This is a genomic window from Xanthomonas hawaiiensis (genome assembly GCF_031834635.1).
Classification (GTDB): domain Bacteria; phylum Pseudomonadota; class Gammaproteobacteria; order Xanthomonadales; family Xanthomonadaceae; genus Xanthomonas_A; species Xanthomonas_A sacchari.
In genome coordinates this window covers 1,170,539-1,197,002 of sequence record NZ_CP115873.1, presented here as the reverse complement: position 1 = coordinate 1,197,002, position 26,464 = coordinate 1,170,539, and the positions used below count along the sequence as shown (strand labels likewise).

At 67.4% G+C, this 26,464-nt stretch carries 23 protein-coding genes and 2 pseudogenes; 11 read left to right on the top strand and 14 right to left on the bottom strand.

Annotated elements, in window-relative coordinates; genetic code table 11:
* Nucleotides 1-283: 283 nt before the first annotated feature.
* The 5 genes from PG878_RS05315 to PG878_RS05295 form a co-directional block, all read right to left on the bottom strand.
* Nucleotides 284-982, bottom strand: coding sequence for a glycosyltransferase family 2 protein (locus tag PG878_RS05315; protein ID WP_209029446.1), 699 nt, complete (start codon nucleotides 980-982; stop codon nucleotides 284-286).
* Nucleotides 979-1,575, bottom strand: coding sequence for a class I SAM-dependent DNA methyltransferase (locus PG878_RS05310; RefSeq protein WP_209029445.1), 597 nt, complete (start codon nucleotides 1,573-1,575; stop codon nucleotides 979-981). Before PG878_RS05310 ends, PG878_RS05315 begins: the two co-directional genes overlap by 4 nt.
* Nucleotides 1,572-2,339 carry a PIG-L deacetylase family protein gene (locus tag PG878_RS05305; protein ID WP_209029444.1) on the bottom strand — a complete coding sequence of 256 codons (768 nt, stop codon included), beginning with the start codon at nucleotides 2,337-2,339 and terminating at the stop codon, nucleotides 1,572-1,574. The genes PG878_RS05310 and PG878_RS05305 overlap by 4 nt, the downstream gene beginning before the upstream one ends.
* Nucleotides 2,327-3,307, bottom strand: coding sequence for an acyl-CoA dehydrogenase (locus PG878_RS05300; RefSeq protein WP_425510494.1), 981 nt, complete (start codon nucleotides 3,305-3,307; stop codon nucleotides 2,327-2,329). The genes PG878_RS05305 and PG878_RS05300 overlap by 13 nt, the downstream gene beginning before the upstream one ends.
* A gap of 211 nt (nucleotides 3,308-3,518) precedes the next feature.
* Nucleotides 3,519-4,682, bottom strand: coding sequence for a zinc-dependent alcohol dehydrogenase (locus tag PG878_RS05295; RefSeq protein ID WP_010340268.1), 1,164 nt, complete (start codon nucleotides 4,680-4,682; stop codon nucleotides 3,519-3,521).
* A 179-nt stretch (nucleotides 4,683-4,861) separates the two neighbouring features.
* On the opposite strand from PG878_RS05295, the gene PG878_RS05290 reads away from it, so the two are divergent.
* Nucleotides 4,862-5,212, top strand: coding sequence for a nucleotide pyrophosphohydrolase (locus PG878_RS05290; RefSeq protein ID WP_209029443.1), 351 nt, complete (start codon nucleotides 4,862-4,864; stop codon nucleotides 5,210-5,212).
* A gap of 489 nt (nucleotides 5,213-5,701) precedes the next feature.
* Here PG878_RS05290 and PG878_RS05285 read toward each other — a convergent pair.
* The 3 genes and pseudogenes from PG878_RS05285 to PG878_RS05275 form a co-directional block, all read right to left on the bottom strand.
* Nucleotides 5,702-6,196, bottom strand: a pseudogene (locus PG878_RS05285) (DUF6496 domain-containing protein); the annotation flags it as partial.
* A 124-nt stretch (nucleotides 6,197-6,320) separates the two neighbouring features.
* Nucleotides 6,321-6,893 (bottom strand): phosphatase PAP2 family protein, encoded by a 573-nt coding sequence (locus PG878_RS05280; protein ID WP_209029442.1) that lies wholly within the window; start codon nucleotides 6,891-6,893, stop codon nucleotides 6,321-6,323.
* 366 nt (nucleotides 6,894-7,259) lie between these two features.
* Nucleotides 7,260-8,642, bottom strand: coding sequence for a DUF763 domain-containing protein (locus PG878_RS05275; RefSeq protein WP_209029441.1), 1,383 nt, complete (start codon nucleotides 8,640-8,642; stop codon nucleotides 7,260-7,262).
* Nucleotides 8,643-8,819: 177 nt separating this feature from the next.
* Here PG878_RS05275 and PG878_RS05270 point away from each other — a divergent pair, with 177 nt between their 5' ends.
* Entirely contained in the window at nucleotides 8,820-9,449 is a 630-nt protein-coding gene (locus PG878_RS05270) for a DUF4291 domain-containing protein (RefSeq protein ID WP_209029440.1), read from the top strand.
* Nucleotides 9,450-9,605: 156 nt separating this feature from the next.
* On the opposite strand, the gene PG878_RS05265 is transcribed toward PG878_RS05270, so the two are convergent.
* Both PG878_RS05265 and PG878_RS05260 read right to left on the bottom strand, forming a co-directional pair.
* Nucleotides 9,606-12,122, bottom strand: a complete 2,517-nt coding sequence (locus tag PG878_RS05265) for an excinuclease ABC subunit UvrA (RefSeq protein ID WP_209029439.1) — start codon at nucleotides 12,120-12,122, stop codon at nucleotides 9,606-9,608.
* Between the two features lie 135 nt (nucleotides 12,123-12,257).
* Complete coding sequence (locus PG878_RS05260; RefSeq protein ID WP_209029438.1) at nucleotides 12,258-12,899, bottom strand: HD domain-containing protein; 642 nt, start codon at nucleotides 12,897-12,899, stop codon at nucleotides 12,258-12,260.
* A gap of 222 nt (nucleotides 12,900-13,121) precedes the next feature.
* Here PG878_RS05260 and PG878_RS05255 point away from each other — a divergent pair, with 222 nt between their 5' ends.
* The 6 genes from PG878_RS05255 (at nucleotide 13,122) to PG878_RS05230 (ending at nucleotide 17,585) form a co-directional block, all read left to right on the top strand.
* Nucleotides 13,122-13,583, top strand: a complete 462-nt coding sequence (locus PG878_RS05255) for a GNAT family N-acetyltransferase (RefSeq protein ID WP_209029437.1) — start codon at nucleotides 13,122-13,124, stop codon at nucleotides 13,581-13,583.
* A 147-nt stretch (nucleotides 13,584-13,730) separates the two neighbouring features.
* Nucleotides 13,731-13,991, top strand: coding sequence for a hypothetical protein (locus tag PG878_RS05250; RefSeq protein ID WP_244663481.1), 261 nt, complete (start codon nucleotides 13,731-13,733; stop codon nucleotides 13,989-13,991).
* A 77-nt stretch (nucleotides 13,992-14,068) separates the two neighbouring features.
* Nucleotides 14,069-14,491: a hypothetical protein gene (locus tag PG878_RS05245; protein WP_209029435.1), complete on the top strand. Its 423-nt coding sequence runs from the start codon at nucleotides 14,069-14,071 to the stop codon at nucleotides 14,489-14,491.
* Nucleotides 14,492-14,569: 78 nt separating this feature from the next.
* Nucleotides 14,570-15,163, top strand: a complete 594-nt coding sequence (locus PG878_RS05240) for a hypothetical protein (RefSeq protein ID WP_209029434.1) — start codon at nucleotides 14,570-14,572, stop codon at nucleotides 15,161-15,163.
* A 23-nt stretch (nucleotides 15,164-15,186) separates the two neighbouring features.
* Nucleotides 15,187-15,768, top strand: a complete 582-nt coding sequence (locus PG878_RS05235; RefSeq protein ID WP_209029433.1) for a hypothetical protein — start codon at nucleotides 15,187-15,189, stop codon at nucleotides 15,766-15,768.
* Between the two features lie 5 nt (nucleotides 15,769-15,773).
* Nucleotides 15,774-17,585, top strand: a complete 1,812-nt coding sequence (locus tag PG878_RS05230) for an XVIPCD domain-containing protein (RefSeq protein WP_244672423.1) — start codon at nucleotides 15,774-15,776, stop codon at nucleotides 17,583-17,585.
* Between the two features lie 236 nt (nucleotides 17,586-17,821).
* Here PG878_RS05230 and PG878_RS20820 read toward each other — a convergent pair.
* Nucleotides 17,822-17,905 (bottom strand): annotated as a pseudogene (locus PG878_RS20820) (hypothetical protein); the annotation flags it as partial.
* A 74-nt stretch (nucleotides 17,906-17,979) separates the two neighbouring features.
* On the opposite strand from PG878_RS20820, the gene PG878_RS05225 reads away from it, so the two are divergent.
* A complete protein-coding gene (locus PG878_RS05225) occupies nucleotides 17,980-19,821 on the top strand; it encodes a DUF2075 domain-containing protein (RefSeq protein WP_209029432.1) in 1,842 nt (613 codons plus the stop codon).
* A gap of 185 nt (nucleotides 19,822-20,006) precedes the next feature.
* On the top strand, nucleotides 20,007-20,495 hold the full coding sequence (locus PG878_RS05220; RefSeq protein WP_311186023.1) for a hypothetical protein: 489 nt from the start codon (nucleotides 20,007-20,009) through the stop codon (nucleotides 20,493-20,495).
* A 224-nt stretch (nucleotides 20,496-20,719) separates the two neighbouring features.
* Here the strand turns inward: PG878_RS05220 and PG878_RS05215 are convergent, their stop codons facing one another.
* The gene (locus tag PG878_RS05215; protein WP_209029430.1) at nucleotides 20,720-22,867 is read right to left on the bottom strand and encodes a tetratricopeptide repeat-containing diguanylate cyclase; all 2,148 of its coding nucleotides are present in this window, start codon (nucleotides 22,865-22,867) and stop codon (nucleotides 20,720-20,722) included.
* Between the two features lie 380 nt (nucleotides 22,868-23,247).
* Nucleotides 23,248-24,483, bottom strand: coding sequence for a DUF1444 domain-containing protein (locus tag PG878_RS05210; RefSeq protein WP_209029429.1), 1,236 nt, complete (start codon nucleotides 24,481-24,483; stop codon nucleotides 23,248-23,250).
* A gap of 85 nt (nucleotides 24,484-24,568) precedes the next feature.
* Between PG878_RS05210 and PG878_RS05205 the strand changes: the two genes are divergently transcribed.
* Nucleotides 24,569-24,871 (top strand): hypothetical protein, encoded by a 303-nt coding sequence (locus PG878_RS05205; RefSeq protein WP_209029428.1) that lies wholly within the window; start codon nucleotides 24,569-24,571, stop codon nucleotides 24,869-24,871.
* 91 nt (nucleotides 24,872-24,962) lie between these two features.
* Here the strand turns inward: PG878_RS05205 and PG878_RS05200 are convergent, their stop codons facing one another.
* Nucleotides 24,963-26,255: an adenylosuccinate synthase gene (locus PG878_RS05200; protein ID WP_010340110.1), complete on the bottom strand. Its 1,293-nt coding sequence runs from the start codon at nucleotides 26,253-26,255 to the stop codon at nucleotides 24,963-24,965.
* Nucleotides 26,256-26,464 lie beyond the last annotated feature (209 nt).

Below are 26,464 nucleotides of genomic sequence, written 5' to 3'. Positions count from 1 at the left end.
AAAAACTTATCCCGAACCCGGGGGCGGTGTGTCTACAGCCACCCCGCGTGAAGCAGGCGTGAAATTTTCACGTGCTGACGACGGACGGCTGACAGGCGCCCGATGGGCCTCTGCTGTACTGGCCGACGACCCCGGTCAGGGGAGCACCACCGCAGCGACGATGCTGCACTGCGGTGCCACCGCGAGGCATCCTGCCCCTGCGGTACCCGACCGCAACGGTGGTCGGCCCGTCAGATAACCCGCGCCCATCACCTGCCCCGTTGCCGCATGAATCGGCGCGCGCTCAGGCCAGCACGTCGCCGTCGGCCGCCGGCAGCAGCGCAGCGGCTAGGCGGCGCTCCATCTGCTTGAGATAGTCGCTGAAGCCACCGCAGGCACGCGCCGCGCGCCGCGCACTGGTGACCACCACCGGCTGCGCGCGACGGGCGATCCGCGCCTGCGCGCGCACCAGCGCCTCCACCAGCGCCACGTCCTCGTGCGCGGCCAGCGGCAGGAAGCCGCCACAGCGCACGTACAGCTCGGCGCTGAGGCCGAGGTTGGCGCCATGCACGTGCGGGTGACCATCGGTACGGCACTCGCCTGCCAGGTAGGCATCGCGCACCGTGATGTCGTAGTCGGCCCAGTCGTTCACCGTGACGATGCCGCAGAACGCATCGCTGGCGCAGTCCAGCTGCGCCGACAGCCAGTTCGCCGGCACCACCGAGTCCGCGTCGGTACAGGCCAGCCAGCGCGCGCCGGCGGCCAGCGCCGCCTGCGCCGCCGCCGCCCGCGCGCTGCCGACATTGCCGCTGTGCAGCGCAATGGCGTGCGCCCCATGCGCGGCGACGATGCCGGCGGTGCCGTCGCTGCAGCGGTCCAGGGCGACGAACACCTGCACCGGCTCGCCATGCAGGCCGGCGCATTGCGCCGCCAGCGCCACCGAGCGCAGGCAGGCGCCGATCAGCGCTTCCTCGTTGTGCGCCGGGATCAGCACCGCGATCACCGCAGGCGCTCCGCCGCGGCCACCGAATACGGCGTGGCGCTCCAGGCTTCGAGCACCACGTCCTCGTCCTCGTAGCGCAACAGCCGCGGCAGCTCCAGGCGCTGCGCCAGGCAGGCGTGCACCGCGCGTCCTTCCATGCAGGCCTCGGCGAACGGGTGCAACCAATGGCAGGCGACCAGCACACCCTGCTCGCTCAGCGAGGCGCGCAGCCGCTGCGCGCACTCCTGCAACTGCGGCAACGGCAGGTAGTAGCCGACCTCGCTGAATACGATCAGGTCGAAACGGCCCGGCGGCCAGGTGCGCGGATGCTCGGCCTGTTGCACCTGCACGTGCGCCGCGCCGGCATTGCGCTGCGCGGCCAGGGCCACCGCGCGCTCGGAGAGGTCGGTGGCGAGCAACGCATCGCAGCGCGGCGCCAGGGCCGCGGTCAGTTCGCCGTTGGAGCAGCCGACCTCCCAGGCACGCGCGAAGCGTGCGCGCGGCAGGCTGGCCAGCAGCAACGCGCGTTTGCGCGCCTCGTACCAGCGCTCGCGATAGCCGAACGGATCGTCGTCGCGGTAGAGGGCGCCGAAATAGGCCTGGACCGAACTCATGCGACAAAGACCTCGAAGCGGCGTGCGAACCGTTGCAGGATCTGCGGCGGCAGGATCGGCGCCGGCACCGTTGGCTGCGCGGTGCCCAGTTGCGAGGCGAAGCACTGCAGCGCGTCCTGCTTGGCCTGCCAGTCGGCATCGTTCAAGGCATAGCGGACGGCGCCGTGCAGGGCCTGTGGCGCCATGTCGGCCCGCAGCCAATGCCAGGCCCAGACCGGGAACTCGAGCAGCCGTGCGGCGACGGCGGCGACGGCCTGCCCCACCGCGCGAGCGCTGGCCTCGTGGTCGGGATGGCCATCGCGGTGCCAGGTGGTCAGCACCAGGTCGCCGACATGCAACTGCGCATGCAGGCGTTCGGACAGCATCGTCTCCTGGGCGCCGACCTCGCCATCGGCGAGACCAAGGTGGTGGATCGCGGAAGGATCGACGCCCAAGCAGGCCATGGCCGCGGCGAGTTCGGCGCGACGCACCGTGCGCAGGCGCTGCGGCGTCCAGTACGGATCGTGCGGATAGCAGGCTTCGCCGTCGGTCACCGCAATCAATTGCACGGGGACGCCGAGCCGGCGCGCGCAGGCGATCGCGCCGCCACAGCCCAGCGCCTCGTCGTCCGGATGCGGCGACACCACCAGCAACCGCGCTGCGCCCGCGAGCAGGTCCTCGATCGGGCGCTGCGGCAACGCGGCCAGCCACGCCGACCGCTGCCACGCCGACTCGGGCGTGCCGTCGCCATGGATCTGCGGCGGCGGCGCGCTCACAGCCGCCATGGCCGCTCCTGCTCGCCCAGGGCCTGGCCGAGTGCGGCCCAGTCGTGCTCGGCATGGCTCTGCCGCACGAACACGGCCAGATCCGCGCAGCGCATGGCGTGTTCGCGGTCGCTGCACAGCGGCGCCGGGCCGAGCGCACGGCCGACGCGATCGAGCACCTCGGTGGCGGCGCGCTCCACGAACGAACGCAGCCGGACCACCGCGTGCCGATGCGCCTGCTCGGGTGCGGCATCGATCGCGACCGCCAATTCGCGCAGCAGTGCGCGCGCGGCGCCCAGTTGCTGGTCGATCACGCCCAGGTGCATCGCCGCATGCGCGTCGCGCTGCAGCTTCGGATGCGCGCGCAGGCGCTCGGCCACCGCGCTCGCGGCGCCGTACCAGCAGGCCGCGATCCCGGCGCCGCCGTGCCAGAACCCGGGACGTTGCAGGTATTGGCCCGGCGCACCCACCGCCAGCGCCGGCACGGCATCGAAGGTCGCCGGCCCGCTGACCACGCGGGCCATGCCGACCGCGGCCCAGGCCTGTGCGTCGATGGCGATGCCCGGCTGGCGCAGTTGCACCTGTACCAACTGCTGCCGCTCCGCATCGTGCGCGGTGATGAGCGCCTGGTCGACGATGCCGGCGCCGGAACACCAGGCCTTGCGGCCAAGCACCTCGCCGCGTTGCGCATCGCCACGGTAGGCCAGGCGCGCGTCCGGCGCCTCTGCCGCCCACACCGCGAACAGCTGCCCGGGCGGCGGTGCCGGCGCGCCGAGTTCGGCAAGGATCGCCTGCGCGTCGTAATGCGCTTCCAGCACCTTGGCCAAGCACACGTCGACCGCAGCGATCTCGGCCAGGATGCGCCAGCGGTCGAGCGTGTCGCCGCCGCCAGGCAGCGGCAAGCGTGGGTAGCGCGCCAGCGCATGCAGCGCGGCGCCGCGCAGGTCGGCGGCATCGCCAAGGGCGGTGGGGGAACGCAGTTCGGTCAAGCGAATCCTCTGTGGTAACGCGCCAGGCAAACTGCCGAAGGCTGCAATGCGAAGCGGCCGAGATGAAACGAAGGCGGTGGGCAATCACAACAGCGTGCACGCGCACACCGCGTGTGCGCACCACACCGCGATGTGCACACGCATGAAGCATTCATCGCCAGTGCGTTGCCCTCGCCCCACCGGTGCAGCGGAGCGATGGCGCTGCGTGCGCTTACGGCGTCAGGATCACCTTGCGGCAGTCCTGTTCCTTCTTGTCAAAAATCGAATAGCCCTGCGCCGCCTCGGCCAGGCTCAGGCGATGGGTGATGATCTCGTTCGGGCGCAGCCGGCCCTCGCCGATGTGCTCCAGCAGCTCGGGCATGAAACGCTGCACGTGGGTCTGGCCCATCTTGAAGCTCAGCCCCTTGTCGAAGGCGTCGCCGAACAGGAAGCCATGGATGAAACCGGCGTACACGCCCGGTACGCTGACGGTGCCGCCGCGACGCGTGGCGGCGATGCACTGGCGCAATGCGGTGCCGCTGCTGCCTTCCAGCTTCAGCGTGGCCATCACCGTCTCCACCGTGCTGCCCTTGGCCTCGAAGCCCACCGCGTCGATGCTGGCGTCCACGCCGCGGCCGTCGGTCTGGCCGACGATGATGTCGGCCGGGTCGTCGATCTCCTCGAAGTTCAGCGGGATCACCCCGTAGGTGCGCTGGGCGAAGTCCAACCGGTACGGGTAGCGGTCGACCATGAAGATGCGCTCGGCGCCAAGCATCCGGCAGCAGGCGGCGGTCATCAGCCCGACCGGACCGGCGCCGAAGATCGCCACCGTGCTGCCCTGGCGCACGCCGGCATTCACCGCGGCCTGGTAGCCGGTGGGCAGGATGTCGGAGAGGAACAGCACCTGTTCGTCGTGCAGCACGTCCGGCACCACCAGCGGGCCGACATTGGCCTTGGGCACGCGCACGTATTCGGCCTGGCCGCCGGCGACGCCGCCGTACAGATGGCTGTAGCCGAACAGGGCCGCCGGCGGGCGGATGCCCTTCTGGTTCAGCGCCGCGCCCTTGCCGGTGTTGGTGGTCTCGCAGGCGGCGTATTCGGTCAGGCGGCAATGGAAGCACTCGCCGCAGGCGATCACGAACGGGATCACCACGCGGTCGCCCTTCTTCACCCGCTGTACGTCCGGGCCGACCTCCTCCACCACGCCCATGAACTCGTGCCCGAGCACGTCGCCGGTGTGCAGATCGGGGATCTTGCCGCGGTACAGATGCAGGTCCGAGCCGCAGATCGCGGTGGCGGTGACGCGCAGGATGATGTCGTCGGTCTCGACCAGCACCGGATCGGGAACGGTTTCCACGCGCACATCCCGGGTGCCGTGATAGGTCAAAGCTTGCATGGGTCATTCCTTTCGTCTGCGAATACGTGACTGCAGTGTTGCCGTCGAGGCCGTGCATCGTCGGTGACCATGCCGTGAGTCCGATGTCGCGACCGCGGTGTGTGCCTTGCAGGCAATGCCCTGCGTGCGTGAGCCACCGCTGCATTACCATGCGCCGTCCCCACTGCGAGCCGACGCCCATGCCCGACAGCCTCCACGACCTGCAGACCGCGCAGCGCGCCTTCGCCGACGCCCGCGATTGGGGCCAGTTCCACAGTCCGCGCAATCTTGCCGCGGCGCTCTCGGTGGAAGCGGCGGAACTGCTGGAACATTTCCAATGGCTGGACGATGCGCAAAGCCGGCAGCTTCCAGAAGAAAAAAAGCAGCAGGTCGGCAGCGAGATCGCCGACGTGCTGCTGTATCTGGTGCAGTTGTGCGACAAGCTGCAGATCGACCCGATCGAGGCCGCGCAGCGCAAGATGCTGGTCAACGCCGCAAAGTATCCGGTGGAGCGCGCGAAGGGGCGCATCACCAAGTACACCGAGCTGTAGGGGCGCACGCGGCGGTTGCCGCGCGACGCGGCGGCAAGCCGCCCCAATCACTGGCCTCCGCGACAAGCCGAATCCAGCCCCCCCCCAATGAGCGACTTCGGCCGCAACGGGCTTTCCCCGGAAACGCCCGTCGCGGCTGAAGCCGCTCCTACAGCGGACGTTCCTGAGCGATCAGGAAGGCCCGCCATGCGCCACGGCGCAGCATGCGGCAGCCGGGCGTTGTTACCGCGTACTGACCTTGCGCGCGGACGACGTCTTGCTGGCACGTTTGCTGCTCGCACGCGTGGCGCTCTTCTTCGCCGGCGTCTTCCTGGCCGTCGACTTCTTCGAAGCGGTCTTCTTCGATGCAGTCTTTTTCGTCGCGGTCTTTTTCGTCGCTGCCTTCTTTGCCGGAGCAGTCTTGCTCGCGGCCTTCCTGGCCGTCGTCTTCCTCGTCGAGGCGGACTTGGCCGTGCTCTTTTTTGCGGCCGACGTGCGCGTCCCGGACGTCTTGGCGCGGGTCTGCGCCGCCTTCTTGGCCGCGGCCTTACGCACCGTCGCGCCCTTGGTCTGCGCGGCCTTCTTCGCCGCGGCCGAGCGGCTGCCGGCGCTACGCTTCTTCGCTGCGCGCTTGGTCTGCGTCGACAGCGCCTCGCTGCCAACGGTCTTGCGCGCAGTCGTGCCCTTGCTGGCGGTCTTGAGTGCCTTCTTGGCACCACGCGAACGCGTCGGCGACGGCTTGCCCTGCTTGCCGCCCTTGGCCTCTTCCTGCGCAACCTTCTTCTTGGTGGCTTTCGACGCGGTCTTCGACGCACCGGTCTTGACCCCGGCACGGCGCGCCTTGGACAGGCCGATGGCGATCGCCTGCTTGGTCGACTTCACCTGGGTCTTGCCCTCGCGCACGCGGTCGATCTCCTCGCGCACGAATTCGCCGGCCTGGGTGGTGCCGGCCTTGCCTTCGCGCTTGGCGCGGCGCGCACGGGTGGTGGTGGATTGCTCCGGCATCGCGACGTCTCCTGAAAGCGGCCATGACGGCCATCGCTTCCGGGTGTAGCAACGCCCAGGTCAAGAGCAGGCATACGACAGGCGAAGCGCGCGTGCACATGCCTGCACGCCAGCGACGCCACGATCAGCCGTCGCGACCGCACAGCGCCGGCGAATAGGTCTGGATGGCGCGCTGGATCGGCGCGTGGCGCCCGTACATCAGCAAGCAGACCAACAGCACCGAGGCGATGGCGTACACGCGCAGACGCGCGGGTAGCTGCGGCGCACTGCGCCATTGCAGATGGCAGGCGGTGGTCGCGGCCCCGACGACCACGCCGGCCGCGACTTCGGACAGGCTGTGCGCACGCGCGTAGACGCGGGCGATGGCGATCACGCTGGCGATGGCGAATCCGCAAGCGATCGCCAGCCGCGGTCGTGGGCGCGCACGCAGGCACAGCATGCAGGCCATCGGCCACACGCAGGCGGCCAGCATGGTGTGCCCGCTGATCACCCGGAACTGCAGCGCGCGCACCTCCACGCCGCAGCCGGCATAGAGGATCTTGGTCGCTCCCACCAGCGCCGCGGCAGCCGCCACCAGGCCAAGCCAGGTACCGGCGGCGCGCCAACCGCTCCCGCCGAGCCCAAGCCACAGGGCGCAGACGAGCGCCAGCGGCAGCGTCATCGCCGCGTCGCCGAAGTTGCTGATGGCAGACCACATGCTGGAAAACGTCCTTCGGCGTACGCGTCGTTGGGGGCTACCGGCACCGTGCGCCGGGGGCGGCCATGATACGGGCGATCGCTCGACCAGAAGGACCGTGGTACGCCGGCAGGCAGCTTATCCGCCTGCGACCATCGCCATCGCATGACAGCGGACTTCCAAAGAAGCACGCCCCTGGTGTCCCATGCACACGCTGACAGCGACCCTGATAGCCCATTCCTCCTTGTGGGAGGGACTTCAGTCCCGACTGCAACGCGGCCGGATGCGCCGATGAACGCACCTATCGTGGCCGAATCGCCGTTGACGCCTGCACGGCAACCTGCATCCGGCCCGATCGTGGCGAACTCAGACCACCAGCAACTGGCCCTACCTCGCCCGTGCGGCACGCAACTCCGCGACCGCCTCCGGCGCCGGCTCCCAGCCGAACACGCTGCGCCCGCCATAGGCATGCGACTGCGCGCGCTCCTCGGCGATGTAGTCCTCCACCGACGGACCGCGCGCGGTCGGCTCGAGCAGGCGCGCCTGCGCGTCCAGGCGGCGGATCGCCTCCAGCTTTTCCTCGCGACCCAGCTTGGCCTGCGCCACCGCGGTCTTGAGCACGCCGATGGTGTGGTCGTAGACCCGCGTCGGCACCGGGAACGGATGCCGGTCCTTGCCGCCGTGGGCCAGCGAGAAACGCGCCGGGTCGCTGAAGCGGCACGGCGCGCCGTGCAGCACCTCGGCCACCAGCGCCAGCGCGCGCACCGTGCGCGCACCGACGCCCGGTACCTGCAGCAGGTCCTGGAAATCGCGCGGGCCGCATTCGGCGGCGGCGGCCAGCGCCCCGTGCAGGCGCCGCACCACGACGTCGCTGCCGCGCACGTCGTGGTGGTCGGGCAGCGACAGATGCGGCAGGTCGGCGGGCCGACGCTCGGGCTGCGCGGCCGCTGCCGACGCGAACAGGTCGCCGGTCTCGGCGAACAGCGCATCGGTGGCGGGCGTCTCGCATGGCCGCGGCGCGGTGCGGGCCGGCGCTGCGGCGACCGGCGCCGAGGCCTGCGCGGCCTCCAGCGCGGCGTACTCGCGGGCGATGCGCTCAGGTGTCAGCGTCTGCAGCAGGTCCACCTGCGCCGCGCGCGCCGCGGCGGCACGGTGATCGGCAAGATTGACGATGCGGCCCTGGCGCGGACCGTCGATGGCCGCATGCGGCGCATCGACAAAGCTGCTCAGGCCTTCCGACAGCCAGTGATAGCGGCGCGCCTGCTTGCGCGCGCCGTGCATGCCCTGCTGCACCACCACCCAGCGCCCGTCGTCGCTGACGATGAAGCCGTGCAGGTACAGGTCGAAGCCGTCCTGCACCGCAGCGCTGTCGACCTTGGCCACCAGGCGACTGACCCGCGCCAGGTCCGCGCCGTCCAGGCCGGTGCGCTCGCCCACCGCCAGCAGTTCGTCCGGCGTGGCCCGCGAATGCCGCCCGCGGCCGCCGCACACATGGATGCCCAGTTCGCCGGACAGCGGCGCCAGGCCGCGCTTGAGCGCGCCCAGCACGCTGGTGGTGATGCCGGAGGAATGCCAGTCCATGCCCATCACCGCGCCCAGCGACTGGAACCAGAATGGATGCGCCAGACGCCGCAGCAGTTCGTCGCGGCCGTAGCTGTGCACGATGGCCTGGCACATCACCGCGCCGAGCCGGGTCATGCGCGCACCCAGCCAGTGCGGCACGCGGCCACCGTGCAGGGGCAGATCGGCGCTGCCGGAACGTCGGCTCATGGGGGCTCCGGAAATGGCGGTGCACCAGGGTAGCCAGTGCCGGTCTCAGTGCGCGAGCCTGGGGGGCGAGCGCAGGCTGAGTGGTTCAGTGCACGCACGTGCGACCGCAGCCAACCGACACGGGAAGACGCGGCAGCAGATCGACGACGCTGTTGCGACGACGTAGACTGCGCGCAGATGCATTCCGTTCCCTACGCTGCCTTGCAGCCCACCTGGCCCCGCCAGGGCCGTCACATCCTGGCGCGCTTCGACGCCGACACGATCGATGTCTACCAGGCCTACCGCCCCGCGATCGCGCAGTTCGCGGTGGCCCATCAACGCTTCGGCGGCGCGTTCAGCTACGACCGGATGAGCTGGATCAAACCGAACTTCCTGTGGATGATGTACCGCGCCGGTTGGGCGCAGAAGGAAGGACAGGAGCGGATCCTGGCGATCCGGCTGCCGCGCGCCTTCTTCGACGCGTTGCTGCGTGACGCGGTCCCGTCGACGTTCGATCCGGTGCGCTTCGCCAGTCGTGACGCGTGGAAGAACGCGGTCCAGCAGTCCGACGTGCGCCTGCAGTGGGACCCGGATCATGCGCCCGACGGCAGCGCGCTGCCGCGTCGCGCACTGCAACTGGGGCTGCGCGGCCAGGCGCTGCGCCAGTACGGCGAACGGCAGGCCATCTCGATCACCGACATCACCGATTTCGTGCACGCGCAGGCGGTGAACCTGCAGCACGGCGAGGCGGCGCTGCAGGTGCCGCACGAGCGGGTCTACGTCCCGCCGGCCAGCGCAGCGCAGAACGTCGGGCTGGACGAACAGTAGCCCTCGTCGGCCGCAGCGCCGCGCGCCCCAGGCGCGCGGGCCGGCTCGTCGACCGTCGTAGGAGCGGCTTCAGCCGCGACAGGTATGCCGAGGAATGTCCGCCGCGGCGGATTCCGCTCCTAGATGGATCTACAGCAAGCGACGCACGTTCACCGGCTACTCCGCCAACTCCGCCGCGAGAAACGGCGCGGTCCGACTGTCGGCCTGCTGCGCCACCACACCTGGCACGCCCGCCGCCACCACCTTGCCACCTGCCCCGCCCGCACCCGGCCCCATGTCGATGATCCAGTCGCTGGCGGCGGCCACGCGCATGTCGTGCTCCACTGCCACCACGGTGTTGCCCGCCTCCACCAGCCCGTGCAACTGCCGCAGCAGCGTGTCCACGTCGGCCGGGTGCAGACCGGTGGTGGGTTCGTCCAGCACGTACACCGTGCCGCGGCGCTGCGCACGCTGCAGCTCGCTGGCCAGCTTGATCCGCTGCGCCTCGCCGCCGGACAGTTCGGTGGCCGGCTGGCCCAGCCGCAGATAGCCCAGGCCCACCTCCACCAACACCTGCAGCGGCCGCGCGATCGCTGCATCGTCAGCAAAGAAGTCCAGCGCCTGCGCCACGGTCATGCGCAGCACCTGGGCGATGGTCTGGCCGCGCAGTTCGATCTCCAGCGTCTTGGCGTTGTAGCGCGCGCCATGGCAGGTGGGGCACGGCGCATACACGCTGGGCATGAACAGCAATTCCACGCTCACCGCGCCCTCGCCTTCGCAGGTCTCGCAGCGGCCCTTGGCGACGTTGAACGAAAAACGACCGGCGTCGTACTTGCGCTTGCGCGCCGCCGGCGTGGCCGCGAAGCGCTTGCGCACGTGGTCGAACAGGCCAGTGTAGGTCGCCAGATTGGAGCGCGGCGTGCGTCCGATCGGCGCCTGGTCCACCTGCACCAGCCGCCGCACGTGCTGCAGGCCGTCGGCGATGTAGCCATCGGTGGCGACGCGCGCACCGCGCTCCAGCGGATCCAGTTCCTCCTCCGCCTCGGCCGGCTGCTGCCCCAGTTGTGCGCCCAGCAGCTCCACCAGCGCCTGACTGACCAGCGAGGACTTGCCCGAGCCGGACACGCCGGTGACGGTGGTGAACACGCCCAGCGGAATGTCCACGTCCAGCGCGACCACGTTGTTGCGGCTGACCTCGCGCAACTGCAGCCAGTCCTCCGGCGTGCGCGGCGCATGGGCAGCGGCCTGCGGTTCGGCGAACAGGTAGCGACGCGTGGACGAGGCCTGCACCTGCGCCAGTCCCGCCGGCGGACCGCTGTACAGCACCTGCCCGCCGTGCTCGCCGGCACCCGGGCCGACATCGACGATCCAGTCGGCATGACGGATCACGTCGATCTCGTGCTCCACCACGAACAGCGAATTGCCCGCGCCCTTGAGCTGATCCAGCGCGCCCAGCAGTGCCTGCGTGTCGGCCGGATGCAGGCCCGCCGACGGCTCGTCCATCACGTAGACCACACCGAACAGCTGCGAGCGGATCTGCGTGGCCAGGCGCAGCCGCTGCAGTTCGCCGGGCGACAGCGTCGGCGTGCTGCGCTCCAGGGTCAGATAGCCCAGGCCCAGCGCCTCCACCACCTGGATCCGCGCCAGTAGGTCCTGGGCGATGCGCTGCGCGGCCAGCGCCTGCTCAGGATGCCGCGAACGGCCCTGCATGCGGCCTTCCGCCGCGGGCCGCAACAGCTCGGCCACCTCGCCGAGCGGGCGCTGCGACAGTGCGCCGATGTCCAGCCCGGCGAAGGTCACCGACAGCGCCTCGCGGCCCAGCCGCTTGCCGTCGCAACTGGGGCATGCGGTGCTGATCAGGTACTGCGCCACGCGCTTCTTGATCAGCGCGCTCTGCGTGGTGGCGAAGGTATGCAGCACGTAGCGGCGCGCGCTGCTGAAAGTGCCCATGTACGCCGGCTCCTGCTTGCGCTTGAGCGCGCGCTGGGTCTCGGCCAGGCTGAAGCCGGGATACACCGGCACGGTCGGCTGCTCGTCGGTGTACAGGATCCAGTCGCGGGTCTTCTTCGGCAGCTTCGCCCACGGCACGTCGACGTCGTGGCCGAGCGTGGTGAGGATGTCGCGCAGGTTCTGCCCGTGCCAAGCCGGCGGCCACGCCGCCACTGCCCGCTCGCGGATACTCAGCGAACGGTCCGGCACCATCGACGCCTCGGTGGCATCGTAGATACGCCCCAGCCCGTGGCAGGTGGGGCAGGCGCCGGCTGGCGTGTTCGGCGAGAAGCCGTCGGCATGGATGATGTCCTGCCCCGGCGGATAGGTGCCGGCACGCGAATACAGCATGCGCAGCGAGTTGGAGATGGTGGTGACGCTGCCCACCGACGAGCGCGTGCTCGGCGCGCCGCGATGCTGCTGCAGCGCCACGGCCGGCGGCAGGCCGTCGATGGCGTCCACGTCGGCGACGCCGGCCTGGTCGATCAGGCGCCGCGCATACGGCGAGATGGAATCCAGATAACGCCGCTGCGCCTCGGCGAACAGCGTGCCGAACGCCAGCGACGACTTGCCCGAGCCGGACACGCCGGTGAACACCACCAGCGCGTCGCGCGGCAGTTCCACGTCCACGTCCTTGAGGTTGTGCTCGCGCGCGCCACGGACGCGCACGAAGCCGGAAGCGGCGGAAGCGGGAGGCGTGGACATAGGCTTGACCGGCAACGCGAAGGAGCGCGCAAGCTTATCCGGTCGGCTGCCACGGGCGTGTCGTGGCGACTTTGCTGCGGCGTGTTCAGCCCGCTATCGACGCAGAACGGCGCGCCTTCGCCGGCGACGCAAGTCTCAGCTCAACGCAGGCGCCACCAGCGTGTCGGCATCCTCGTCGCGCGCGGCCAGCGCCTGCATCCGTGTCACCGCACTGGCGAACGCGCGCAGCACCGCCACGCCGCGTTCGGCGTAGATCGCATGCAGCGCCTGGTAGTACCAAAGCGTGCCGTCGCGCCCAGCGGTGAAGCGCTCGAACACTGCCACACCGACCTCGGGATCTTCCAGGTCGGCGACGATGCTGCGTGCGTTGTAGAGCTTGTCGCAGGCCGACACCAGCAGCACCGCATCCGGCGCCTCGGCCAGATGCGCCAGATACGCCTGCTTGCGGATGCGCCAGTCGCGGCGCTTGGCCGGCACGTCCGCGGGCACTGCCTTGCGCTCGGCCGTGGCGTCGGTGCAGGCCATCACCATGTCCGCCACCGCCTCGCCGAACTGCGCGCGGATCACCGCCTCGTGGCCGGCGCCGCAGTCCTCCACCACATCGTGCAGCAGCGCCGCGATCGCCTGGTCCTCGTCGCCGCCGGCCTCCAGCACCAGCGTCGATACGCCCAGCACGTGGCTCAGATACGGCACCATGCCGCCCTTGCGGAACTGGCCGGCGTGGGCGATGCGCGCATAGTCCACGGCGCGCGCGTAGCGTTCGGTGAGAGCGGTCATGCGGCGATCCTGGCGGAACAGGCCGGCATTATCGCCAAACTTGCCGGCGTGAGCGCGTGGAGACGCGAGTGGACGTGGCAGCCGTTCAAGCCGCGCGTGCGGGCATCGCCTGCGTGATCGGCCGACAGCCCGCACGGACGCAGGCCGCCGCGTCGCCCTGCCCTGGCCGAAGCTCTTTCCCCGCTTACACTTGCCTGCTCCCCTATCATCGCAACGCCGCACATGGACGTCCGTCATCTCGACCAGCACGCCCCGGCACTGCCGCAGATCGCCGCCTGGTACCACGCGGCTTGGGGCCGCGAGGCGGGCTTCTCGCTGGACGACGAACTGCGCCAGCTCCAGCGCGCCCCGGATGGGCACGGCCTGCCGCGCGTGCTGGCGGCCTTCGACGGCCCTCGACCGATCGCCGCCGTGCAGCTGAAATACCGGGAAATGGACGCCTTCCCGCAATACCCGTACTGGTTGGGCGGCATGTACGTCGCCGATCCCTACCGCGGACGCGGCATCGCTGGCCGCCTGCTTGCCCATGCCTTGGCCGACGCCGCGGAGTTGGGCCTGGGTGCCCTGCACCTGCAGACCGAGCATCTGGACGGCGGACTGTACGCCCGCCACGGCTGGCAGCCCGTGCAGGAAGCCGATTCCTACGGCACCCGCGTGTTGCTGATGGTCCGCGATGTGGGCTGAGCCAAAGTCAGCGGGACCGCGGCGTCTGCACATTACTTTTCCCCCGCGCCGCGTTAACGTGGCGCTTGGAAAGATAGGGCGTCAGCCACCAACCGACCGCTCGATCGACAGACACGCATGAACGCAGCGCCGAGGATGCAACCCACCATGATCACCGACACCGCCCACGCCGTGGACGACACCGCCACCGACAGCGCCCCGACCCCGCCCGCGCGCCGCGCCGCCATCACCGGTCGCGCCGCCGCGCACAGCGTGTACCGCTCGCCGCTGTCCGCCGACGACGCCAGCGGCGACGCCCTGCGCCTGCGCGAACAACGCGCCAAGCGCGCGGCGCAGGTGGCCGCGGTCGGCACCGTCGCCGCCCTGGCCGCCGTGGCACTGATTGCCTGGCGGCGCGCGCGGCGCTGACCCAGCCGCAACACCCAGCGCATTCGGCAGCATGCGCCGAGCAGGAAGCTCGGCACCGCCTGCGCACGGAATGCCCCATGAAGCAATGGCACCGCATCGTCCACGTCGCTGGCCTGGCGCCCGTCGCCAGCGCGTGCAGCATGCCCGCCGCCGCCCGCAAGGCGCCCATGGCGTCGGCGGTACTGAGCGTCCCGACCGACCTGCCCAACCAGCGCCTGTTCGACTGCGCCGAATCCAGCATCGCCACCCTGGCCGAGACCAGCAGTTCCTGGCCCAAGGTCACCCGCGAAGACCCGGCCAAGGGCATCCTGGAATCGGGCGACTTCCCCGAAACGAACCGCAGCGGTTTTCGCCTGCACCTGGAGCGCCCACCGGGCGCCAACCAGGCCAAGCTCGCCCTCAAGGGCACCGGCGCCTACTTCGTCGACCTGGGCGTCGACCAGGCGATGCGGGATCTCAAGACCGCACTGGACCGCTGCGTCGCCACGTCACCACAGTGAGTCCACCGAACGGAGCACGACGGAGCACGGCCGTTCTGATCCCCCCTCCAGTCACATCGACCAAGGAAGGACACGCCCATGCCCAAATACGCCATCGAAGCCCGCTCGCTCGGTGTGGTCGGCATCGCCGGCCACGCCTTCTGGGTGCTGCGCGACGAACACGGCAAAGCCGTGGCGGAACTGCACGGCCTGGCCACCGACAGACAGAGCGGCCAGGCCATTCCCATCGGCACCGACGCGACCCGGCACTCGCTGCGCGCCTGGCATTACCCGCACGATCCCGCCTACGCCCGCTCCATCGGCGAGAAGGTCGACAGCACCACCTACATCCGCGACGACCAGCCGGCGCGCACGGTCGCCACCGGCGACAAGCACGCGATCATGGAGCGCTGGAATACCGCCGTGCGTGCCGTGCCGGAATTGAACGCGCAGGATCGCGACTACCCGAACTACGGCTTCAAGGTCTTTGGCGAGACCGTCAACAGCAACTCCGCCTACCGCACTTTCGGCGAACTGATGGGCGTGCCCGTGCAGAAGTTTCCTGGACGTCTCGAACCTGGCGTCGACAACCGCATGTTGGCGCAGGAACGCACCGAGGAACTGCGGTATAACGCACCCAAGAGGCTGAGGCATGAAGGTCGAATTCGGCATGAAATGCATCCACTTTCGTAGGACGCCGAGGAGGAGTGAACAGCATGAAAAGCACTGAAAAAATCCTACTCGCCTTGGCGCTAACCATTTCTTCAACCTCCTGTGCAACTGCTGGTCTGGCAGCCGACAAAAGCCAAGGAAGAAACATGAAATCGAACAATGAGATGACTGCAGCCGATCTTGGGCATCGTTTCTTATCGCTGATAGAGAGCACGCAGAATTTCAACGATTTATCGGCAAAATCGATCCAGTCTACTATCGGAGCGACCTTCGAGGGAGACGAAAAATCAGGAGCCTATTCGCTTAAATTGCCAAATGGGAAGTGGCAATACGGAATAACCTACAACTTCGATAGCAAAATTGAGGAATACTCGAACGTAACGATTGAATTGATAAGGGCAACCAATTCAGTCGACGAGAGCCATCCGCCTTGCGACCTTGGCATTGACGAGTACAACCGCACCTTGAAGGCGGCAGGATTCAGTATAAGGCCAAGTACGAAAAACGAGATCGGCGGGCTCTTGGCGCTCCACTACGCGCGCAACGACATGCATGTCCAGATCGTCCCACAACACCAAAACCCGGCCTGCATCAAAGCGATCAGCATCCAGAAATTTGGAGAGTGACCGGTATGGCAAACGCTAACGCCCAGCTGGAGGCCGCCTTGGCTCAGTTTGCCAACCAGCCAGGAGTGACCGCCGATCAAGAAGCGAAATTACGCGCAACAATCGCCGCGGACCGGGATCTGACACAGCGCCTCACCCAAGAAGCCGCCAATGGACATCTGACCGGGTTCGCCTTGGGCCCAAGCGGCTCAGAATCCTTGACCGGGTCTTACGACAAGGCGTCCGGCGTCGTCACCCTACCGGCGCTCCAGCCTGGACCGTCCGCTGACGAAGCATTGCGTGGCTCTCTGCGCCTGCAGGAAATGAGCATGCGCTTCGCTCACAGCACCTACATGGATGCGAACCAGCAAAGTCAGGCGGTGACCCAAGACATGGTTACCAACCTACAGGCAACCATCAACAGCTCCCCCGCTTTGGCCAACGAAATGAGGCGGGCGGTCACCACCGTCGACAGCAACGACAGGCAACAACGCATGTTGCTTGAAAATTTCGCACCGCTCAGCGGAACCGTCGCAGGCGGGACCTTCAATCCTGCGAATAAGACGATGAGCATCCCACCCACCACGCTGGGACAATCGCCCAGCCAATTCAATCGGTACGACGCCACGGACCTGACGTTTGTGTTGGGACACGAGACCCAGCACGCCTTCAATCAAGTCAGCATGGCCGCTGCCTATCGGCAGTTCGACGAAGCTGCCAAGGCCATCGCCAAAGACAACAACCCGATTAACGACTACACCGTACCGATTGAACAGTTGGTCGCAAGCAATCGGCAAGACGAAGCCAAAGCCCAGATTGCAGGATGGAACGCATTGCTGGACAAGGTGAAGCAGCGCGATCCCGGTGCAGACCTGACGTCGATGATGACGCTTCGCAATAGCCGTCTGGATGACTTTGTCGAACCCAATCCGTCGAACATCCGGCAAGCACAAGCAAAGCCGGGCTTGACCTTCAATACCGACGGCTCGCTCCCGATGACACCCGAGAACATCGTCACAGAAGCCAGCTACTATTTCGATAAAAGCCCAAAGGGCACTCCCGGCCTGTCGCCAAGTCAGACGACGAGCATCGGCTACCACGGCGACTCGGACTACCCCAATTACTACGGCGCCGGCGCCGTGAGCCACGCGATTGCGACCGATCGCGCCTATGCGCACCCGGTCGACGGCGTCGCGCCGCAAATGCATCTGAACATGCAACGTCTGCACTTCAACGAGACCTTGCTGGAGCGCAACGGCATCACCTTGCCGCAAGGCAGCACGGCCACCCCTCAGGCGTTCTGGGATACCAGCACGACCCCGCCAACACCCGGCCTGCTGCAACACACCCAGGATTCCCACCAGCACATCAGCCCAACGCCCGAGCTCGCCCTGCCGCAAGCAGGACGCGCTCAGCCGGGCGACCCTGGACATCCCGACACCCCGCTGTTCGAGAAGATTCGCGATGGCGTGCGCGGGCTGGATCAACAAGCCGGCAAACCGTGGGACGAGAACAGCGAGCGGCTGAGCGCAAGCCTGTTGCTGCTGGCGGGCGAAAAGGGATTCACGGCGAAGGACGACCTGAAGATCGCCGCCAACACGCCAACCGCCACCTTGGGCAGCGGCGAGGTGGTGCACCTGTGGCGCACCGGCCACCCATCGCCCGACCCCGCTGCGCACCGAGCGCACATGCCCATGCAGGACGCGCTCGCGGTGCCGGCGGAACAGCGCTTCGCGCAGTTGGAGGCGGTGCAACAGCAAGCCAGGACCGAAGAACTGCAGCGTAGCCAACAGCAGGAGACTGTGCAGACGCAAGCGACGCCGGCCCGTTCGATGTAGACGCCGCGGGCCTTGCTCCCCCGTGCCAGTGCGGCCGCGGCGTCGACCGGCCTCCAGGCTGGCCGGAAGCAGGGAGACAATGGCAACGCGCCCACCGTAAAGGATGCTCGCTCGCGGCAGTCCGCTATTGGCGCCCAGGCCGCGCGTCTGATATGGGGTGCTGGACACTGCGCCGGCCACGGCACCTCGCGCAGCACCATGTCCAGTTGCTCCGCCAGCAGTTCCATGCATACCGCCAACTCGCCCACGCGCACCGTCCGGGCGGACTTGTGCTCTTCGTTCAATGTGCGTGGCAGCGCTAGTCGCGCCAGGAACCGCATATAGAGGCTTGTCAGCCACTGCGCATCGGTTCAAAGTTCTAGCGAACGGAATGCATTCAGAGGGATCGCCGAGCGTGATCGTCTATCAGTCCACACGTGCCGCGTTCCTGCACGACTCAGAGCGGCAGGCAATCGAGGAGATCATCGCCACCGCATTCCTGCAGAAGACCGGCCGCTACGCGCCGGATAGCGAGTTTCGCGCGTGGCGCCACTCGCTGACCCAGATGGCCGATGTCCTCAGCGACGACAGCCTACCCGCGGACATGGGGGTGGGCATCGAGTTCGGCATCCCCCAGACCGCCAAGCGTATCGACTTCATCCTGAGCGGGCTTGGCGAAGCCGAAGAGCCACGCGCGATCATCGTCGAACTCAAGCAATGGTCCACCTCCGCTGTTACCGACAAGGACGGCATCGTCCGCGCGCAGCGCGGCGGGCCGACCGAGACCGAAGGCCCGCACCCGTCCTACCAAGCCTGGTCGTATGCGGCTCTGCTGCAGGGCTTCAACGAAGCGGTGCACGAAGGGGGCGTGCAGCTACGGCCATGTGCCTACCTGCACAACCATTTTCGCGATGGGACCATCGATGACCCACGCTACATCCCCTACACCGATAAGGCCCCACTGTTCCTGCGCGGCGTGGAAGAGAAGCGCAAGCTGCGCGACTTCATCCGTCAGCATGTGCGCCAGGGCGACAACGGCGAACTGCTCTACAAGATCGAGCACGGTCGCATCCGCCCATCCAAGATGCTTGCCGACAGCGTGGTCGGCATGCTTAAGGGAAACCAGGAGTTCGTGCTGATCGACGAACAGAAGCTGGTTTACGAAACCTGCCTGGCGCGTGCGGCCCAGGCCAGCGCCGAGCGCAAGCAGGTGGTGATCGTCAAGGGCGGCCCCGGCACCGGCAAATCGGTGGTGGCCGTGAACCTGATGGTCGAACTGACCAAGCGCGGCACCACCACAAAGTACGTCTCCAAGAATGCAGCACCCCGTGCGGTGTACGCGCAGAAATTGGCTGGACATGTGCGCAAGATCGAGATCGGCAATCTGTTCTCCGGATCGGGTAACTTCCACCAGACCGAACCGAACGTGTTCGGCACATTGGTGGTGGACGAAGCCCATCGCCTCAACGAGAAGAGCGGCCTATACGGTAACCTGGGCCAGAACCAGGTGATGGAACTGATCCGCAGCGCCCACTGCACCATCTTCTTCGTCGACAACGACCAGATCGTTACCCTCGCCGACATCGGCCACACCGGCGAGCTAAGGCGCTGGGCCGCCCAACTCGACGCGGAAGTCACCGAGTTGGAACTGGCCTCGCAATTCCGCTGCGCCGGCTCCGACGGCTACATCGCCTGGCTGGACAATTTCCTGGGCATCCGCGAGACCGCCAACACCGATTTTGACCGCAACACCTTCGACTTCCGCATTGTCGACTCGCCTAAAGCGCTGCACGACCTGATTCGCGAGAAAAACAAAGTCAACAACAAATCTCGCGTAATCGCTGGCTACTGCTGGGACTGGAAGAGCAAGAACAATCCGGATGCCTGGGATATCGAAATCCCTGAACACGGCTATCGCGCACAGTGGAACTTGGGAAGCGACGGAAGCCTGTGGGCCATCGCCGAGAACTCGGTCGAGCAAGTCGGGTGCATCCATACCTGCCAGGGCCTGGAACTCGACTATGCGGGCGTGATCATCGGGCCGGACCTGGTTTGGCGCGACGGGCGGACACTGACCGATCCAAGTAAGCGTTCAAAGCAGGATCGCTCGATCCGTGGGTACAAGTCGCGATCTAGAACCGACCCCAAGATTGGACACCTTGCAGACCGAATCATCCGAAATACGTACAAAACACTAATGAGCCGAGGCATGAAGGGGTGCTATATCTATATCCATGATCCAGCCTCAACCAAGTAAAGCCTGATTGACCGCCCTTGAGCCGAGGCGAATCTTCCGGGACAACGCCGCTTAAGACCGTAAGGCGTAAGGCGTAAGGCGTGTAGCTTTCCCAAAGCTTGTAGCCCAGGGCAGCACACAACGCCCTCCAGCGCCATGATCCCCCAAGCTTCGCCTGACGGTTGGCCTTTACACTCACAGACTCAATGCAACCCATGTATTGCGTGGATGCGATGGACCGCGGACTGCAAGGAGAAACGGTGGATCGGCTGCGGCGGACGGTGGAGAGGCTGGCGCGTTCCGCGGGCACACCAGACTGGGAATCCTCATTGGCTGACGTTGCCAGGGAAGTCGCAGCCGCGTCATCTGTTGCACTACCGAGTAGCGATCACCATTTGCATCAACGGGCTGCCACAGACCTTTCCACTCTTCAGGAGACGCTCTCCGAGGTCGTGGTCACCATGAGCGATCCGCAGCGCTTTCAGACGCTGCTAGCTTCGAAGGGGCAGGTTCCGGAGGTGATGCAGCAGCATCTCGCGTTGATGGAGTCACTGAATCGTGCGCTCGCCTGCATCGTGGGGCTCATGCAATACGACGTCCACGACCGTTACCTGCTCGATCCAGAAGACGGCTTCGTGATCTTCAGCGGCGGCATGAGTTATGGGCGCAGCCGTTTCCGGGGTCGAGCAGGCTAGGTGCATCGCAGTCCTGCGCCCGCCAGACGCAAGGATTGCCACCCTGGCCAGGGACACGAATTGGTGGCCTTCGCCCACGCTGCCGCGACTTGACAGCGATGAGGGAAGAAGATGATTCGAGTATCGGCATCCTTCTCGCGCCTCGACGCCTCTGGCTGTAACACGCAACAACGACCTCGCTCAGAGCGATAGGCCTAACATTGGGCTCGGCCGAAATCACGCCCTCACGCCACCTGCCGCCCCACCACAAACACTACCCCATCACCCCCACCGCCACTCTGCTGCAGCCGGCCTTCCGCCTCCAGTACGTCGAGCGACACATCGGGCCCCAGATCAGTCGCCACACCTTCCAACGTCAGCCCCATCCAACGGTCGCGGCCGGCGTGCTTGGCGCGGTACAGGGCGGCATCGGCGATGCGCAGGCTCAGCGGCCAGTCGCCGCCGGGGTGGGCGGGGAACAGGCTCACGCCCATCGACACGGTGAGGGCGATGCGTCCGGTCGGGCGTACCAGCGGGTCGGCCTGCAGGCGCTCGCGCAGGCGGCGGAACAGGCGTGGGGCGTCGGCCAGGGTGCCGCCGGGGCAGATCCACAGGAATTCTTCGCCGCCCCAGCGGGCGATGATGTCCGAGCTGCGTGCGCAGTCGCGCAGCAGGTCGCCGAGGTGCATCAGGGCGTGGTCGCCGCCTTCGTGGCCGTGCAGGTCGTTGACGCGTTTGAAGTGGTCGATGTCCAGCAGGGCGATCAACAGCGGCTCCTGCGTGCGCTCCGGCGTCGCCGCGGCTTCGCGCGCCTGCAGCCAGGCGGTGACGTAGCGGCGGTTGCGCAGCCCGGTGAGGGCATCCTCTTCGCTCTGGCGGCGGATGGTGGCGGTGAGTTGCTCGAGCTCGCGATGCTGGGTCTGGATCTCGTCGTTCTTGCGCGCCAGTTCGGCGTTGATGCGCCGGCGCACGCGGCCTTCGCGCACCTTGAGCAGGAAGAAGCCGGCCAGCGCCAGCAGCGCGGCCAACAGGCCGTAGAGCACGCTGCGCTGGCGCTGTTCGCGCGCCTGCAGTTGCGCGTAGGCGGCCTGTTCGGCGGCGCGGGTGCGGCCGAGCGCAGCCAGTTCGCTCTTCTTGCGCGCCAGGTCCACCGCCGATTCGAGCTGCGCGATGCGGGTCTTGGACTCGACGTTCACCGCCTCGTCGTTGACCGCCTTGTACTCGCGCATCAGCGCCAGCGCCTCGCGGTCGCGGCCAAGCGCATCGAGGTTGTCGATCATGGGCGGATACAGCTCAAGCCGCCGCGTCACGTTGTCCGATTCCGCGAACAACTGCCGCGAGTGCGCGAACGCCGCAGCCGCGGCATCGCGCTGACCGAGATCCACCAAGGTGGTACCGAGGTTGGAATAGATGATGGCCGCTGCACCGTGATCGCCATGCTCGCCGCTCTGCGCGGCGTTATCCATGATCGCGGCCGCCTCTTGCAACAAAGGCAACGCCTCCTGCGGGCGGTGCAGGCGACGCAGGACATCGGCGAGGTTGTTCAGGGGGGAGATCAGCGATGCCGTGGGGTCGACGCGCGCCGCCACCAATGCCTGCCGGTAGATGGCCTCGGCGCGCTGCAGTTCGCCGGCTCCATCGTAGGCCGACCCCAAATTGTCGAGCACGGCCGCACGTGACAGTTCCTTGGGCGGCTTGGCATCGTAGGCGGCCAAGGCGCGTTGACCATAGGCGATTGCTTTCTCCCATTCGCGGGCATAGCAGAACAAGCCGGTGGCGTTGTTCAGCAGCATGGCGTCGTCCGGCCTGCCCAGCGCCTTTCCTACCCGCTCCGCCTCAAGCAATGCAGCGATTGCGTCTGGCATGCGCCCTTGCTGCGAAGAGACGATGAACAAGATCTGGTTGGCGTTGTACTCCACCAGATCGGGATGCTTACGCACTCTGGACAATGCAATACGGGCGACCCGCAAGGCGTCTTTCTGTGCGCCGATCTGGTAATAGCAAGCGGCCAGTTGCCGCCACATGTCGGCGATGAGCGGCTCGTCCGGCAGTTCCTTCTCCAGCCGCCGCATCTCGGCTTCGAGTTCGGCGATGCGCGTGGCGTCGCGCGGCTGCCAGATGGCGCCATTGAGCTTTTTGAACAGGCGTACCCGCTGCTGCGGCGACAACGGCTGGGTGAGCAGGGCCGAGCCGAGGGCGACCACGGTCTCCGGCTTGCCGGCGGCGGACGCCGCGTCCACCAGTTCCAGGCCGAGGGGAATCAGACCCTGCTTGTCGGCGGCGGCGTCCCAGGCCGGCATGCCCATGCGCAACGCGGCCGCCGGGTCGTCGGCGCGCACGGCCTCCACGCAGGCCGGCAAGGCCTGCGCCGGCGCACACGCGGGCGTTGCCACCGTCTGTGCCGACGCGTTCGGCGCGAGCACACCCCACCACAGCAGCGCCCCGAGCGACTGCCAAACCAAGCGACTGCGCACTGCCCCGTTCCCCCAAAGATGCCGCGGCGCACGCCGGAGCCCTGGGCGCGACGGCTGCCGTCGCAAGCTGGTCCCCGCGTGTCGCTGACGATGTGCAGCGACGCCGATCCGTGCGCTGCTATCGGCCGCGCCAGCGATTTCTTGAGGCCCATCCCAGGCGCGATGCTACGTCGAGCACTCTCCTGCCGTTCGCAGCGGCTGACGACGACCGGCGCCAACGCGGCCTGACGTCCCGAACCGAGCAGGCCCGTCCGCACGATCCCGCCCAGCCCAGGCATGGCCAGCCGACGCGCCGGGATTCACACCGGCGGCAATTGCCGCAACTGCTCGACGCTGGGGAAGGAACGCACACGATAGCGCGGCGGATACAGGTTCGGCTGGCGCTCCATCAGGTCGCCGAGCAGGGCGAACGCCTGCTCCCACTCCACGACGGTCACGTCGGCTTCGCCGTCGTCGCGCGGGACGACGAAGGCGATGTGCTCGGTCCTTGGCAACAAGGTGTCCACGCCCTCGGTCCAGGTGCCGACCGACACCTGCCGCGTGCTGTCGTTGCGGTCCTGATAGACGTTGAACGAGGCCACGAACACATCCACGTCGTTGGCCTCGTGCAGCTTGTCGAGCAGCGCCTTCTGGCCGGCGTAGGCCGGCGTGTCCAGCCTCCGCCGCAGGTCGGCCTGGCGCTGCCGGTGCTCGGGCGCCGTCAGGGCGAACGGCACCATGCGGCGCGCGTCGTCGTAGGTGAAGACCAGCCAGGAGATGCAGCGGCCATGCTCGGCCGCTTGCAGGCTCAGTTCCAGCATGAGGGCCATGGCGACGTTGTCGCGCTCGCCGACCACCAGCAGGCAATCGCGCGTGGGCAGCATGAACACCGGACGCCCCGCCACCGGCGCGCGATGCAGCACGTCCGGCAACAAGGCCCGACTGGTGTCGTAGGCGTCGTACCAGGCGCCACGGAACACGCCGGGCGCGACTTCGGCAAAACGGTCTTCGGTGGCGTCGCGCAGGTTGTCGCGGGCGATGGCCAGGCCCTCGTCCAGGGAGATGCCCCACTCCGGCCGCGGCCCGGCGATCAGGGTGGAGGTCGAATCGGGCAAGTCCAGCGCCAGCAGCTCGACGCAATCCTCGGCGATATCGCGGCACGCATAGGGGAACGGCACGTCCATGCCCTTCTCGCACTGCTGCTCCAGGCGCAGATCCTCGAACATGCCGCGGTTGCGGATCACCGGCATCAGCGTGGCGCGCAGTTCCTCGAAGCTGCGTTGCTGGCGGCTTTCCTCCTGCTCGTTGAGGAAGGCAGCGACGTAGCTGTGCAGCGCCTCGTTGCGCCTGCGCCGGTCGGCCTGGGTATAGGAGTGGTAGGCGTTGTGCAGGTGGATGGTGCGGCCGTTCTGGCCGACCAGGCGGAAGGCGTCCGGCTGGTACGTGAGGGGTTCGGCATAGCCGCGCGCCTGCAAAGCCCCCTGGAACAGCCGGGCGAATGCGTCCGGACTGGGTGGTCTGCGGTTGAACAGCGTGTCGAATAGCTCCTTGAACATCGGCGATCCTCCTTCGGATCGACAGCGACGCGACATTAGCAGGAGCAATTAGCGGAGGCACGCCACTATCCTGCCGGCCCGATTAATGAACAGCTATCAATGGAGCGAGGAGACAACTCCTCGCCCCAAAAAAGCGCACCGCAAACCCATCACATGGACCATCCAACCAAAGTCCAAATGGATATCAAGTCAGGCATATTCAGGGAAAATGCGTACACCAATCTTGAGATCAGCCATTGTCCTTCGGCGGCTCCTGATTGGTCGGATCAATATGCCCATGAATGATCGTGGAAAGAATCCAAAACATTTAAAACAACTCCTGTATGTCAAGCAAATCGCCCCAAAGGTAGACCATCCTTTTGACGCCTTTGTTGGCAACCAGAAATGAGCCAATCCTTGCTCGCGCCCTAAACACCATCAAACGATAAAAAGCCCCGCCGAGGCGGGGCTTTCGCTGAACGCCGCAGCGCGCGCCAGGATCAGGCGAACGGATCCTGCAGCACCATGGTGTGCTCGCGGTCCGGGCCGGTGGAGACGATCGAGATCGGGCAGCCGGCCAGTTCCTCCAGCGCACGCAGGTAGGCGCGGGCGGCGGGCGGCAGTTCGTCCCACACGGTGATGCCGTGGGTGTTCTCGCTCCAGCCCGGGAACTCCAGGTACACGGGGGTGCACTCTTCCCAGCCCTGCGCGTCCAGCGGCGCGTATTCGGTGCGCTTGCCGCGGTATTCGTAGGCGATGCACACCTTCAGCTTCTCCATGCCATCGAGCACGTCGAGCTTGGTGATGCACAGGCCGGAGATGCCGTTGATGGCCACGGCGCGCTTGAGCGCGACGATGTCCATCCAGCCGCAGCGGCGCGGACGGCCGGTGGAGGCGCCGTACTCGGCGCCGCGGTCGCGGATGCCCTGGCCGATCTCGTCGTCCAGTTCGGTCGGGAACGGGCCGCCGCCGACGCGGGTGGCGTAGGCCTTGGCGATGCCCAGCACGTAGTCGATGTCCTGCGCGCCCACGCCGGTGCCGGCCAGCGCGCCGCCGACGGTGGTGTTGGAGCTGGTGACGTAGGGATAGGTGCCGTGGTCGATGTCCAGCAGCGCGCCCTGCGCGCCTTCGAACAGCACGCGCTTGCCCTGCTTGCGCAGGTCATGAAGGATGCCGGCCACGTCGGACTTCATCGGCTGCACGTACTCGCCGAAGGCCAGCGCTTCGTCGAAGGTCTTCTGGAAGTCGACCGCTTCCACGCCCAGGTACTTGGTCAGCACGAAGTTGTGGTAGTCCAGCGCGGTACGCAGCAGCTCTTCCAGCTGCGGCGGGTAATGCAGGTCGGCGACGCGGATGCCGCGACGCGCCACCTTGTCTTCGTAGGCCGGGCCGATGCCGCGGCCGGTGGTGCCGATAGCCTTGCCGCCGGCGGCCTTCTCGCGGGCCTGATCCAGGGCGATGTGGTACGGCATGATCAGCGGCGCGGCCGGCGAGATCTTCAGGCGCGACCGCACTTCCACGCCGGAGGTCTCCAGCTCCTCGATCTCCTTGCGCAGCGCGGCCGGGGAGATCACCACGCCGTTGCCGATCAGGCACAGCGCGTCGGCGCGCAGGATGCCGGACGGGATCAGGTGCAGGACGGTCTTCTTGCCGTTGATGACGAGGGTGTGGCCGGCGTTGTGGCCGCCCTGGAAACGCACGACGGCACCGATTTCCTCGGTGAGCAGATCGACGATCTTGCCTTTGCCTTCATCGCCCCACTGGGCGCCGAGCACGACAACTGACTGACCCATGGCTGGGTAACTCCTGGTTTGCTGCGCGACCGTCGGGGCCACGCGGATGTGGTGGCCGTGCGGGGTCCGACCGACACCAGCGCGGTTGCTCCATCGGGGAGCGTCCAGGCGGCGACAAGACCCATACACGGAAAAAGCCGGTCGAGACGCTCGCGTGGAGCGGGCCCGGCCGGCTTTTGTGCATTATCCGGGTTTTGGGTGGCGGTCAC

Bases quoted from the DNA above. Each gene is read 5' to 3' on its own strand.
- PG878_RS05245 (WP_209029435.1), top strand. From the start codon at position 14,069: ATGAAGCAATGGCACCGCATCGTCCACGTCGCTGGCCTGGCGCCCGTC.
- PG878_RS05255 (WP_209029437.1), top strand. From the start codon at position 13,122: ATGGACGTCCGTCATCTCGACCAGCACGCCCCGGCACTGCCGCAGATC.
- PG878_RS05275 (WP_209029441.1), bottom strand. From the start codon at position 8,642: ATGAGCCGACGTTCCGGCAGCGCCGATCTGCCCCTGCACGGTGGCCGC.
- PG878_RS05290 (WP_209029443.1), top strand. From the start codon at position 4,862: ATGCCCGACAGCCTCCACGACCTGCAGACCGCGCAGCGCGCCTTCGCC.
- PG878_RS05310 (WP_209029445.1), bottom strand. From the start codon at position 1,575: ATGAGTTCGGTCCAGGCCTATTTCGGCGCCCTCTACCGCGACGACGAT.
- PG878_RS05230 (WP_244672423.1), top strand. From the start codon at position 15,774: ATGGCAAACGCTAACGCCCAGCTGGAGGCCGCCTTGGCTCAGTTTGCC.
- PG878_RS05205 (WP_209029428.1), top strand. From the start codon at position 24,569: ATGAACAGCTATCAATGGAGCGAGGAGACAACTCCTCGCCCCAAAAAA.
- PG878_RS05240 (WP_209029434.1), top strand. From the start codon at position 14,570: ATGCCCAAATACGCCATCGAAGCCCGCTCGCTCGGTGTGGTCGGCATC.
- PG878_RS05210 (WP_209029429.1), bottom strand. From the start codon at position 24,483: ATGTTCAAGGAGCTATTCGACACGCTGTTCAACCGCAGACCACCCAGT.
- PG878_RS05260 (WP_209029438.1), bottom strand. From the start codon at position 12,899: ATGACCGCTCTCACCGAACGCTACGCGCGCGCCGTGGACTATGCGCGC.
- PG878_RS05250 (WP_244663481.1), top strand. From the start codon at position 13,731: ATGATCACCGACACCGCCCACGCCGTGGACGACACCGCCACCGACAGC.
- PG878_RS05200 (WP_010340110.1), bottom strand. From the start codon at position 26,255: ATGGGTCAGTCAGTTGTCGTGCTCGGCGCCCAGTGGGGCGATGAAGGC.
- PG878_RS05220 (WP_311186023.1), top strand. From the start codon at position 20,007: ATGCAACCCATGTATTGCGTGGATGCGATGGACCGCGGACTGCAAGGA.
- PG878_RS05235 (WP_209029433.1), top strand. From the start codon at position 15,187: ATGAAAAGCACTGAAAAAATCCTACTCGCCTTGGCGCTAACCATTTCT.
- PG878_RS05295 (WP_010340268.1), bottom strand. From the start codon at position 4,682: ATGCAAGCTTTGACCTATCACGGCACCCGGGATGTGCGCGTGGAAACC.
- PG878_RS05265 (WP_209029439.1), bottom strand. From the start codon at position 12,122: ATGTCCACGCCTCCCGCTTCCGCCGCTTCCGGCTTCGTGCGCGTCCGT.
- PG878_RS05280 (WP_209029442.1), bottom strand. From the start codon at position 6,893: ATGTGGTCTGCCATCAGCAACTTCGGCGACGCGGCGATGACGCTGCCG.
- PG878_RS05305 (WP_209029444.1), bottom strand. From the start codon at position 2,339: ATGGCGGCTGTGAGCGCGCCGCCGCCGCAGATCCATGGCGACGGCACG.
- PG878_RS05270 (WP_209029440.1), top strand. From the start codon at position 8,820: ATGCATTCCGTTCCCTACGCTGCCTTGCAGCCCACCTGGCCCCGCCAG.